We start from the raw sequence: 12,308 nt of genomic DNA on the forward strand, positions 1-12,308 counted from the left end.
AGGGCAATTGCATTTAATTACAGAATTGAAAAATACAAATAATTGCTATTGTGAACAATCAATCATGTATCTATTATTAGTATAAACTTCATTCTTATAAAGATAAAAAATTATGAAACTTGCAATAGTAGGAGTAACCGGGCTTGTTGGTCAAAAGATGTTAGAAGTACTTGATGAGTTTGATTTTACCGTCGATCAACTTATCCCTGTAGCCTCGGCACGTTCAGCAGGGCAAATAGTACATTTTCGTGGCCAAAGTTATACTGTTATTGAACCCGGGCAGGCTGTTGACCTCAGGCCTGATTTGGCTTTATTCTCTGCAGGGGGTAGTGTTTCCAAAGAGTGGGCACCGCGATTTGAAGCGGTTGGATGTAGGGTGGTTGACAATAGCAGTGCATGGCGTATGCAAGAGAATATTAAGTTAGTTGTGCCCGAAGTAAACGCTCATGTGCTCAACTCAGGCGATATGATTATCGCAAATCCTAACTGTAGTACCATTCAAATGGTAATGGCTTTGGCTCCTCTTCATGAAAAATATAGAATTAAACGATTGGTAATATCAACCTACCAATCCATTACAGGCACGGGTAAAGATGCTGTAGACCAAATGAATAATGAACGAAATGGCGTTGATGGTGTAAAGGTGTATCCCCATCGGATTGACCAGAATTGTTTGCCGCATTGTGATGAGTTTCTGGAAAATGGATACACGAAAGAAGAGATAAAGTTAGTGAATGAAACACGAAAAATTCTCTCGGATCAGACAATAGGGATTACTGCAACAGCTGTACGGATACCGGTAACCGGGGGGCACGGTGAATCTGTAAATGCTACTTTCTATAACGATTTTGATCTGGATGAGGTGCGAACTTTACTTAATAATGAAAAAGGAATTGTTGTGGAAGACGATCCTTTTAATAATATCTACCCGATGCCGATCAACACCCAAAACAAAAATGATGTCTTTGTGGGCCGCTTGCGAAGAGATGAGTCTTTACCAAATACCTTAAACCTATGGGTTGTGGCCGATAATTTAAGAAAAGGAGCTGCAACAAATGCAGTGCAAATTGCCATGTATTTAAAAGAGAAGGGCTGGATTTAATAATAAAAAGACTATCCGGAAAGCGAAGGTTTTTAATAGGGCACACTTTTCTGAACGAGTGCTCTCAGATAGTCTTCCTTTTTTTGTTTCAGTGTAAGTTAATATGCAGGTGTTTTATAGTCAGTGATTTATTATTGCCTAATTGTGGTTGCTTGTTGATTTTTTGATGTTAGGTATATACTTATCATTTATGTAAACAATTAAGCGCATCAACAAATCAACAAAACCACTGTATAATTTGATAACGAAAAACTCACCAATATATCCGTCTTTTCTTAAGTCGGACGTACCTTATTTCAGGTAATCGTTAAAATAATCTGTTACCTTTTGCATAAGATGAATCCGGTCTTTCCCTCTTACATTGTGTTCAGCCTTAGGATAGATAAAATAATCGACCGGAATATTGTTTTTTATACACGCTCTCACAAAAGCCAGACTATGTTGCTGAACTACTGTGGCGTCCATTCCTCCGTGAATAATGAGTAATTTACCTTTTAGTTCCGGTGCCATTTTAAGTAAACTGCTCGATTTGTATCCTTCAGGGTTTTCATCGGGGGTGTCCATGTATCGTTCGCCATACATTATTTCATAATATTTCCAATCAATTACCGGTCCACCGGCCACACCTACCTTAAATATATCCGGATAATTAGTCATTAAAGAAGTTGTCATAAATCCACCATAACTCCAACCGTGCACACCTATTTTTGCGGTGTCAACATACCCCAGATTTTTAAGAAACTCAATACCTTTCAATTGATCTTCCATTTCCAGTTTTCCCAGTTGCCGGTGTGTTGCATTTTCAAATGCAAGTCCGCGATTGGCTGAGCCGCGGTTGTCTATAGTCAGCATTACATAGCCATTTTGTGCCATGTATTGTTGCCACATCCTGGCTCCACCCATCCATCTGTTGGTGATTAGCTGGGCATGCGGACCTCCGTATACATATACTATTGCTGGATAATTTTTTGTTGAATCAAAATCTACGGGCTTTATTAAGCGGTAATAAAGGTCTGTTTTATCATCACCGGCTTTTATGGTCCCAATTTTTGTTTCTCCAAGCTTGTATAGCTTCAGTGGATTTTTAGCTTTGAGTAAAACGTGTTTTTTTAGTGTATTTGTATTAATAATTTGTGTTATACCCGGCATATCTAAAGATGAGTAACGGTCGTAAAGGTATTGGGCATCGGAAGTTATTGAAACGCTATGGTATCCTTCATTATTGGTGATTCTTGTCTTCTTTTTCGGGTTTCGCAGGTTTATTTTATAGGCATGCCTTTGTAACGGACTTTTTTCTGTAGATACGTAAAACACATGCTTGCCTTTTTCATCGAACCCTAAGAAATCTGTAACTTCCCAGGAACCACTCGTAATTTGTTTTTTTTGTTTACCATCGGTTTTATACCAGTATAAATGATTATATCCATCTTTTCTGGTTTGATATATGAAACTGTCATCATCGCCTGGAATGAAGTGCAACTTGTGATATGGTTCTACATATTTTTCATGTTTTTCTTCAAATAATGTTGCTACGAGTGCCCCGGTTTTTAGGTCATATTTATTGAGCTTCATGTGATTTTGTTCCCGGTTAAGTACTTGTATGTAGATGTACTCTTCTTTGGGGCCCCAAGAAATATTTGTGAGGTATTGTTCCGAATCAGCATTTTCATCTTCAATGTATACGGTTTGTTTTTTTTCAACATCGAAAACACCCAGGCTTACATGTTCGCTGGGAGTGCCAGCCATCGGGTATGGAGTCATTTGAGCTTCAGCTGTTCGTGTTGAAATATTCACAACGGGGTATTCGGATACATTTGAATTGTCTTTAATATAATATGCGAGGTAATTTGCATCAGGCGACCAAAAAGTTCCTTTAGATATTCCGAATTCCCTCCTGCTTGCAGCCTGTCCGCACACAATTTCTTTACTTCTCGATTGTGCAACGGTTACTCTTTCATCAGGTGTTACAATAAAAAGATTATTGCCGTTTGTAACAGCTATCATTTGTTTTGAAAAATTAGCCGGATAATCAAAATTGTTATCTTCCTGTTTAAAGCTGAATGTATTTTCTACTCTGTTGTCGTTAATGTTAAAAACAATGTATTGATTGTTATTTCTTAAAAGTATATTTTCTTTATTTAACCAGTTTGGATTTGGTATTCGTTTTAATGTATCCATGTTAGCATTATTAAGTACTTTATTTAGTTCCTCTAAAGTAAGCAAAGTGCTTTCCTGGTTGGTCTCTGCATCGTGTCGAATAATTTTGTTTTGTTTTTTGTAAGTCAAAAAATGTGTTTGCGGTTGCCAGTTGCCATAAATGGATTTTGGATATAAATCTCTCCATTGACCAATAACAGCCTCTTCCATGGTGAATTTTTTATCCTGTCCATGGGTTGGATTAACACTTATTACTAAAAAAACTGTGAGAATAATTATCAAATTTTTCATATCGCTTTTTTTCGTAAAAATAACATTTTCATGTTAAAAATATGTTTATAACGCTATATCAGGGAAAATTACCTTGTAGAATTACTTTTTTTTTGCTTAATTGCACTAAATACACGTGTAAAATTAAAATTATGGTATACATAAAGCGGTGGCCCATTGTTTTATTAATGGTATTACCATTTGCCATCATTATTTCATCATGCAATCAGGGGCAAAAATCTCAGGACGATACAATAAAACAAAAAGTTTTGACAGAGTCATCAGATACCTCTCAGTCTCGTATTGTCAAGCTTAATAATACCCTTTTTAGCGTGCCTTCACCCTACCAGGCAGCTATTTTTATTAGTGAACAGGAGTTGCCTTATAACAGTGGGGTTTTAAACAACTTACAAACAACCCATTATAATTCAACTTTTTTTCGCGCAGTTAATCTAGGTGTTTATGGTGCTGATATGGCTTATATTACACTATACGAACAATCGCCCGATGCAATGAATTATTTTAGTGTAATTAAGGGGTTGGCTGAGAAACTCCAGCTCATGGGCGCTTTTGATAAAGGCACAATTCAACGTATAGAAAATAATATTGGAAATCAGGATTCCATTTTGCAGATATTAGGAAATACATACCGCAATGCTGATGGTTATTTAAAAGAGAATGAGCAGGAGTATTTGGCTTGTGCAGTTATTGCCGGTGGCTGGATAGAGAGCATGTACCTAATGACCCATTTGGCAACAAGAGAAAATCAGCAGCTCATGCAACGCGTTGGCGAGAACAAAAACCCACTCGATAACCTGCTCGAAATACTCGCACCTTATAAAAACAGGGGAGGAGATTACGAAATACTGATAGATAAGCTTTTAGACCTTGCCAGCGTTTACGAAAAGGTTCAAATTGATTATACATATATAAAATCAGATACCGATCCGGAAAATAATTTAACAAAAGTACAAACCCAGACTAACATAACTATGGACAAACAAACGCTGCTTGAAATCAAGAAACAAGTTGGTCAGATACGTGCTTATATTGTTAAGAGCTAGGCGGTTTATAAATGATAAAAAGTATTTGAAAATGAAATATTTATTGATAATACCACTTTTTTTCTTTCTGATGAATAGTTTTGCACAGCCCACAGCAATTATAGACAAGTGTCAGAATTATTTTCAGGATAAATATATTTCAGATGGGCAACAATACCGTGCTCTACTTGCAGGTGAAGAGGTAGCAGAGTTTCACGCTACATTCTACGAAGATAGCCGATACCGCCTGGCAGCCTGTGGGGCAAGAGATAATCAAACCATTGTTTTTAACGTTTACGATAAAGAACGCAACTTGCTTTTTACCAATAAAGACTATGATAATGCCCCGTATTGGGATTTTTATTTTTCATCAACAACCGACTGTATTATCGAAGCCAGACTCGATACTAATGTTCTGAATTCTGGCATTGTATTTCTTTTCATTGGGTTTGAGCATTAATATTTCCAGTAAATGAGCGAAAGAATTCTAAAAGCTTTAATGCAGCTATTTGCCATTATTGCCAAACCATTGGCAGATGGTAGCGACAGAAGGCTTGTTGTGAATTCATTCCTCAATCAAATGCTTAATCAGGAACTTGCCAACGAGTATCTGCAGGTTTATGATTATTACTATTCAATCTACCAGAAGAAACTAAGCGTTAAGCATAAACGCAAGAAAAGCATTGCCCTCAGCTCTGTAAAAGTACTCAAAATATGTACTGAAATTAATAATGAGCTTACTCATCAGCAAAAACGTGTAGTGCTTTTCCGTTTGCTGGAGTTTATAAAAACCGACAATGAAATATCAGACCAGGAGCTAGAGTTTGTCGAAACGGTAGCATCTACCTTTTATATTCCTGACAAGGAGTTTGTTAAGATAAAAGCATTTGTACTTTACGATTTTGATCGCTTGCCCAATAGTTCCCAGTTATTGGTTATCGATGATCAGAAAGACGATCCGGAGATGTTGGTTAATCATATTCAAACACCGGGGATGCGCGGACAGGTCAGGGTTTTCTCCATTGCTGAAGCCAATATGTATGTAATGCGCTATGTGGGCGATGATGAACTTTACCTCAATGGTCAGTTGGTTCAACAGGATAAAGTATATGTCCTTACTTTTGGGTCATCAATGCGCAATTCACGCATCAAACCAATTTATTACAGTGACATTATAAGTGCCTTCAGCGATCTTACACGCGATGAACTTATAAAATATGATGTAAAGAAAGTCTCTTACTGGTTTCCTTCCGGCAATATTGGTTTACATAATATATCTTTTACAGAAGAATCAGGTAACCTGATTGGTATTATGGGTGCTTCTGGTGCCGGGAAAAGTACGCTTCTAAATGTTTTGAATGGCATTTATAAACCCAATGAGGGCGAGGTTCTCATTAATGGATATAACATTCACGAAGAGGAAGACAAAATACAGGGACTCATAGGCTATGTTTCACAGGATGATTTGTTGATTGAGGAACTCACTGTATTTCAGAATCTTTACTATAATGCGTTATTGTGTTTTGATAATCTTTCTAAACCGGTAATACTCAAGAAGGTTGTAACTGTTCTTCAAAATTTAGGGTTGTATGAAATAAAAGATATGACCGTAGGTAGTCCACTTAACAAAAAAATAAGTGGTGGACAACGTAAAAGATTGAATATCGCTTTAGAATTAATCAGAGAACCATCTGTGCTGTTTCTTGACGAGCCCACAAGTGGCCTTTCCTCAAGAGACTCTGAGAATATAATGGACCTGCTTAAAGAATTGACCCTCAAAGGTAAATTAATATTTGTTGTAATTCACCAGCCAAGCTCAGACATATTTAAAATGTTTGACAAATTATTATTACTCGATTATGGTGGATACATGATTTACTATGGCAACCCGGTTGATTCTATTATGTATTTTAAATCACGAATTCATCAGGCAGATTGGAACGAAAGTGAATGCCATTGTTGCGGTAATGTGAATAGTGAGCAGCTTTTTAATATTGTAGAAGCTAATGTACTCGATGAGTATGGTAATTTAACCAAGACCAGAAAAATTGGCCCGATAGAATGGGCCAGGAAATTCTTAAGATCAGATAAAAACCCTTATTCATTCCAGGAAAAAGAAAAACGGAGCCTTCCTAAAATAGAGTTTAAAGCACCCGGTTTATTAAAGCAATTCAGGGTGTTTGTAATGCGTGATGTTTTGTCTAAATTTTCTAACAGGCAATATTTATTAATTAATTTGCTTGAAGCACCTTTGCTGGCCTTTATCCTCTCATTTATTGTTAAGTTTTATAATGTAGATGCCACCAATAAACTTGGTTATACCCTATTTGAAAACAATAATTTACCTGTTTATATTTTCATGTCTGTAATTGTTGCCATCTTTATAGGTCTAACAGTGAGTGCAGAAGAGATTATCAAGGACCGGAAGATTTTACGAAGAGAGCGCTTTCTTAATTTAAGCTGGTTGAGTTATCTGTCGTCTAAAGTTGCAATTTTACTTTTCATAAGTGCATTACAAGCCCTGCTTTTTGTCTTGGTTGGTAATTCTGTAATGGAAATTCCGGGCATGTACTTTCATTATTGGTTAATGCTTTTTTCGGCCTGGAGTGTGGCCAATATGATGGGGCTAATTATCTCTGATTTATTTAAAACAGTTGTTACAATTTATATTCTTATACCGTTTTTAGTGATTCCTCAGCTAATTTTAAGCGGAATAATTGTGAGATACGATCAATTAAATCCCAGTGTTTCATCTCCCACATCAATCCCGTGGTACGGCGAAATTATTGCAGCGAGGTGGGCTTATGAAGGACTGGCAGTTCATCAGTTTAAAAATAATGCTTTTGAAAAGGATTTTTATCCCTATAATAAAGTGATGAGTGAGGCGATTTATCACAAAGATTATTGGCTGAAAGAATTGGAAAATAAACTGAATACTGTTGACCGGCAATTAGAAAATAATCAAACCGAATCTGAGAAATTCGCATATAATTTACGACTTATCAGGAACGAATTAAAAAAGCAAATGCATGAAAGTGATGTTTTCAGCTTTGCTCAAACAGACCACCTAACGCCGGCTGCTATAAATAAGCAGGTTATTCAGAATGTGCGTCGATTACTCGAGGAAATGCGCAAATATTACATGAATTTATATAATAGTGCTTCACATCAGAAAGATGAATTGCTCGAACAAAAACGGGCAAGACTTATGGATAATGAATCATTTATACGGATTAAAATGGTTCATGCCAATGATCAACTCAGCGAATTGGTGCGAAACAGCAATTCTTTTGACCGGATAATTGAATACAATGGACAGTTATACCAAAAAATGGATCCCATTTATAAAGATCCGGAACCTGAATTTATTCGTGCCCATTTTTATTCGCCGTATAAAAAGTTTCTTGGCAATTTTTATCCCACCTTTTGGGTAAACCTAATTATATTGTGGGTTATGAATGCTCTGTTCTTTATCATACTCTATAAGCGCTGGCTCGTGAGGATATTTTCATGGATTGAGAAAATGATGCAACGACTTACATCCTGAGCAATAAAAGTTGCCCCTGAAAATTTATTCCAGAGGCAAGTATATTTTTCGGAACAGAAGTTTATTCTTCTATTTCCATCATTTTGAATGGAATCTTAATGATAGACTGGTAATCTTCACCTGCTTCAAGCATGTCTTCGTCATCTTCTTCGTAGTGCCAGTTAATCACTACTTCATTTCCTCCTTTATAAATGGCTTCAAGTTTTTTGAAGACATCAAGTATGCATTTTGAAGAACTGGTATTGAAATACTCCAACTGAATATCCACCTCTGTTAATTCTTTCGGATTGTTCATGTATTCCTCTAACCAGTCTACCAATGGTTTGTAAAACTCTATTGAGTTTTCAGGTATTGAACGGCCTTTGATTTCAATATTACCTTTTTCAGCGTCAAAATTGACCGTTGGTGTTTTTGGAGTACCTTCAATTTTTATTGGATCCATATTGTCTTTACATTTATTGTTTAATTTCAATACTAAAATCGAAAAAAGATAATGAATTTTTATCAGAATAAAAATTATAATTAATCTTATTTTCTGCTTTACGGGCAATGTCTACCAATCCTAAGCCACCTCCACCCTTAGTGCTAAATTGCTGATTGTCAAGTATGTCTTTGTAGAGTAGTTTGAGCTCATCTCTTGATAAACTATTAATTTTATCTATATGTTTTTTTAGAAATTTTAATTTGTTTTCATCTACAAAATTACCTGTTGTAATGGTTATGGCTTCTTTATTATAAGAAATTATCATTATTGAGTACCGTAAATCTTTCTTTTGTGTGCCATTTAAAAATACTTCACAAGAATGATGAAACAGGTTTTGTAGTGATTCAATTGCTACATTATACGCTTTTTTCTTAATTCTTTTACTCGCTTCAATGTTTTCAATCTTATGTTCAATAATCTGCAGCAAATCAGTCAGCATGGCCTCTGATAACTCACCTTTAAATGTGAATATAACCTGCTCCTTTGTCCTTTTAGTTATCCAATTGTCTAGGTTGAAGGCCATTTGCCGATTGCTTCTTATTGATAATAACAAATATATAAATTTTTGTTTATCAGGGTTGACTTTTATTGTTAATGAAACATTAATGCGATTAGTAATATTTAATTGCAACTTTGAGATTGCTTATTGTGTCAATCTTGTCTATAACAACCCAATTCATGCTAATTCGTTTTTCATTGCACTCTCCACATTGGTGAACATCAAGGGTGTAAGCAATACTATTGTCATGGTTGTTGTATGTGACGTTTCTGTTGTAACTAACAATGCAACCTTCTGCTACAGTTTTTGCTCCCAGAAGTGTTAATGAGTCAAAGTCGAGCTCTGGTCTCGATGGGCTTGGTGCACAACCCAGACTTTGTTGAATGGAATCAATCGCCAATTGTGCCAATTGCTTGTAAGCAACAGTGTCGTTTATAAATATTTTTGATGTGTCAAGCACGCTGTAGCATTTTCCCATACTTGCTTCACGAATAATTAATCCACCGTTTTCGCTGTATTCAAGGCAATCCTTTTCTTCTTCACAACCTATGAAAAGTAGCAAAGCTAATATGTATATTAAGTATTTCACGTTTTTATATTTATTCATCAAATATATAAAATCAATGACGGATTAAGTTAAATTTGAAACATATTCTTAATAACAAAATATACTCGCAAAAATATTGATTAAAATCCTGTTTTTTTCTAAACGCTTTGTATTTTTGAATTTTGTCACCTTTCATCTGCATAAATTATGATATATACACTTGGCGAATCAGTTTATGATATCTTGTTTAAAGAAAGTATACCCGTAGTATCGGTACATGGAGGGAGTATGTATAATGTTGCTGTTTCCTTAGGACGAGCAGGTGAAAGTGTGGCTTTTGCCGGTTATTATGCCGATGATTTTATTGGACATAAATCGAAAAAGTTTTTACAGGCAAATGGCGTCAAAACGGGTAGTTATTATTCAGTTCCGGGGGCTAAAAGTAATTTGGCCCTGGCTTTTTTGAACGAACAAATGATTCCGGAATATAATTTTTACAGAGATGATAAACTAAACGGGCATTCCTTTAATTTAGATTTGAAAAATGTAGATTATTTGGTAACAGGCTCATTTTATGCTATTGATAATAAAAATTATCCTCATATTATAGAAATGATTACTAAAGCCCGGAAAAATAAAATTTGTGTTCTTTATGACCCAAATATAAGAAGTAAACATCTTGACAAACACCCAGAACTTTACAAGCGCATTGCCAAAATGCTTGAGTTGGCTGATTTGGTTAAGTTATCGGCAGAAGACCTTTTTCATATCACGGGGAGCGAGGATAAAGCAGATTGGCAAAAATACATGAAAAAACATAGAGTAAATAAATATATTTTAACACACGGAGTGGAACCTGTTGAGGTAGTATTCGAAGGAGAGCATATGCAGATACCAGTCCCTGCTGTTGAAGTGAAAAGTTCTGTTGGTGCCGGCGATGGTTTTACGGCCGGGTTTGTTTCTTATGGAGCAAAGGCAATGGAAAACTTTAATGATTTTTTATTAGCAGTTGAACGCGGAATTTCGTTTGCCGGGGCGGTGTGCAAAAGCAATGAAAATTATATAAGTGAAGATTTCTGGAAAGCATCATAATATGGCGAAACAACAATTAAAGAAATATTTACATCAGCTTACCAGGGAAGATATGGAAGATCAGATAGTGGAGTTATATCAGACCTCGAAGGAAGTAAAAAAGTATTATGACTTTTTATTGAATCCAGATGTAAATAAAATTACTGAGGAATGGAAAGTGCGCATCAGTAAAGAGTATTTTCCAACACGGGGCAAACGTATAAAAGCCCGCAGGAGCATTGGCCAAAAAGCAGTGCGCGATTTGCAGTTCCTTGGGCTCACACCCGACGTTATTGCAGATGTGCGACTTTATGCCATAGAGGTAGCAGCGCTTTATACTGCGCAGTATAAAAAGCACGACATGAGCTTTTTCCGTAGTTTTTATCAACAGTATGAAAAGGCTCTGACGTACATGAAAGAAAATGGCATACTTTCTGATTTCAAGAAACGTTCATCAGAAATTGTCAAGACCGTAACCGAAGCTAATTGGGCCAATTCAGCTGAATTTGAAATGTTATATATTAACACGTATTTAAAAAGAAAGCAATGATAGTGCTACACATCCTTATTTTACTTGCATCTTTTTATGCTTTGGGCATTATTTGCGACCGGTATTTTATTCCATCGCTCGATGAATTATCGAACAAACTTAAAATGCCTTCCGATGTAGCAGGCGCCACACTTATGGCTGTAGGCTCATCGGCCCCGGAATTGTTTATTGCACTTTTTGCCGTATTTGTGCCGGGCGGGCACGAAGAAATCGGGGTTGGTACCATTTTAGGCTCAGCGTTGTTTAATCTGTTGGCCATAAGCGGTGCTGTCGCTGTTGTGCGAACTGCTGTGATTAACTGGAAGCCCGTAATTCGCGATCTGGGCTTTTACCTTTTCAGCGTTCTTTTGTTAGTTGCAACTTTTTGGGATGGTGCTATTCTCTGGTGGGAAGCCGTGGCACTTTTGATTCTCTATGTATTCTACGTATTTGTTGTCATTAAATGGAAACGATGGGTGAAATACCAACCGGCCGAAGAAATGGTTGTAGTTGATGAGCCAGCACTGAAAAAGCCCGGGCCAATCCGATACATTTTCATGGTTATGTTTCCGTTCAAACACTATATTGCACGGTTCTTTATCAGCATTGCCTGGATTGCTTTTTTTAGCTGGGTACTGGTAGAAAGTGCCATCGACGTAGCTCATTTCCTGGATATCCCCGAAGCCATAATTGCACTTACTGTGCTGGCTGTCGGAACATCGATCCCCGATTTAATTTCATCTGTATTGGTGGCAAAAAAAGGAAAAGGCGATATGGGCATCAGCAATGCCATTGGCTCCAATGTATTTGATGTGCTCGTGGGGCTTGGATTGCCCTGGATTATTTTCCTGATTCTATACAACAAACCCATTCATGTGGGCAACGAAACCTTGTTTACCTCAGCGCTGATTTTATTGGGCAGCATTGTGCTCATGCTGGGTATTTTTATAGCAAACCGTTGGCGGCTCGGAAAAAAAGCCGGTTACAGCCTCATTTTTATCTATATGGCCTATATTGCCTGGGAGTTGTTCAAGTATTATTCTCAAAAAGGTTGATAAC

General features: G+C 36.6%; 11 protein-coding genes. 7 read left to right on the top strand and 4 right to left on the bottom strand.

Annotated features, from left to right (window positions below):
• Positions 1 to 112 precede the first annotated feature (112 nt).
• On the top strand, positions 113 to 1,102 hold the full coding sequence (locus ACTB0Y_RS12805) for an aspartate-semialdehyde dehydrogenase (RefSeq protein ID WP_463207219.1): 990 nt from the start codon (positions 113 to 115) through the stop codon (positions 1,100 to 1,102).
• A gap of 291 nt (positions 1,103 to 1,393) precedes the next feature.
• On the opposite strand, the gene ACTB0Y_RS12810 is transcribed toward ACTB0Y_RS12805, so the two are convergent.
• Positions 1,394 to 3,550, bottom strand: a complete 2,157-nt coding sequence (locus ACTB0Y_RS12810; protein WP_463207220.1) for a S9 family peptidase — start codon at positions 3,548 to 3,550, stop codon at positions 1,394 to 1,396.
• Positions 3,551 to 3,681: 131 nt separating this feature from the next.
• Here ACTB0Y_RS12810 and ACTB0Y_RS12815 point away from each other — a divergent pair, with 131 nt between their 5' ends.
• From ACTB0Y_RS12815 to ACTB0Y_RS12825, 3 genes are read left to right on the top strand one after another with little or no spacing between them, the layout of a single operon-like run.
• Positions 3,682 to 4,593, top strand: coding sequence for a hypothetical protein (locus tag ACTB0Y_RS12815; protein ID WP_463207221.1), 912 nt, complete (start codon positions 3,682 to 3,684; stop codon positions 4,591 to 4,593).
• A gap of 31 nt (positions 4,594 to 4,624) precedes the next feature.
• Positions 4,625 to 5,032 carry a hypothetical protein gene (locus ACTB0Y_RS12820; protein ID WP_463207222.1) on the top strand — a complete coding sequence of 136 codons (408 nt, stop codon included), beginning with the start codon at positions 4,625 to 4,627 and terminating at the stop codon, positions 5,030 to 5,032.
• A 12-nt stretch (positions 5,033 to 5,044) separates the two neighbouring features.
• Positions 5,045 to 8,119 (top strand): ATP-binding cassette domain-containing protein, encoded by a 3,075-nt coding sequence (locus ACTB0Y_RS12825; RefSeq protein ID WP_463207223.1) that lies wholly within the window; start codon positions 5,045 to 5,047, stop codon positions 8,117 to 8,119.
• A gap of 61 nt (positions 8,120 to 8,180) precedes the next feature.
• Here ACTB0Y_RS12825 and ACTB0Y_RS12830 read toward each other — a convergent pair whose 3' ends face one another.
• The 3 genes from ACTB0Y_RS12830 to ACTB0Y_RS12840 all read right to left on the bottom strand — a co-directional run bounded on the left by ACTB0Y_RS12830 (position 8,181) and on the right by ACTB0Y_RS12840 (position 9,691).
• A complete protein-coding gene (locus ACTB0Y_RS12830; protein ID WP_463207224.1) occupies positions 8,181 to 8,561 on the bottom strand; it encodes a DUF1987 domain-containing protein in 381 nt (126 codons plus the stop codon).
• A 13-nt stretch (positions 8,562 to 8,574) separates the two neighbouring features.
• Complete coding sequence (locus tag ACTB0Y_RS12835) at positions 8,575 to 9,126, bottom strand: SiaB family protein kinase (RefSeq protein ID WP_463207225.1); 552 nt, start codon at positions 9,124 to 9,126, stop codon at positions 8,575 to 8,577.
• 88 nt (positions 9,127 to 9,214) lie between these two features.
• Entirely contained in the window at positions 9,215 to 9,691 is a 477-nt protein-coding gene (locus ACTB0Y_RS12840; RefSeq protein WP_463207226.1) for a hypothetical protein, read from the bottom strand.
• Positions 9,692 to 9,856: 165 nt separating this feature from the next.
• Here ACTB0Y_RS12840 and ACTB0Y_RS12845 point away from each other — a divergent pair, with 165 nt between their 5' ends.
• Genes ACTB0Y_RS12845 through ACTB0Y_RS12855 form a run of 3 tightly spaced genes read left to right on the top strand, consistent with a single transcriptional unit; the run spans position 9,857 to position 12,304 of the window.
• The gene (locus tag ACTB0Y_RS12845) at positions 9,857 to 10,741 is read left to right on the top strand and encodes a PfkB family carbohydrate kinase (RefSeq protein ID WP_463207227.1); all 885 of its coding nucleotides are present in this window, start codon (positions 9,857 to 9,859) and stop codon (positions 10,739 to 10,741) included.
• Position 10,742: 1 nt separating this feature from the next.
• Positions 10,743 to 11,270, top strand: a complete 528-nt coding sequence (locus ACTB0Y_RS12850; RefSeq protein ID WP_463207228.1) for a DUF6155 family protein — start codon at positions 10,743 to 10,745, stop codon at positions 11,268 to 11,270.
• Positions 11,267 to 12,304 carry a calcium/sodium antiporter gene (locus ACTB0Y_RS12855; protein ID WP_463207229.1) on the top strand — a complete coding sequence of 346 codons (1,038 nt, stop codon included), beginning with the start codon at positions 11,267 to 11,269 and terminating at the stop codon, positions 12,302 to 12,304. Before ACTB0Y_RS12850 ends, ACTB0Y_RS12855 begins: the two co-directional genes overlap by 4 nt.
• Positions 12,305 to 12,308: the final 4 nt, after the last annotated feature.

The organism is Salinivirga sp. (assembly GCF_055145285.1).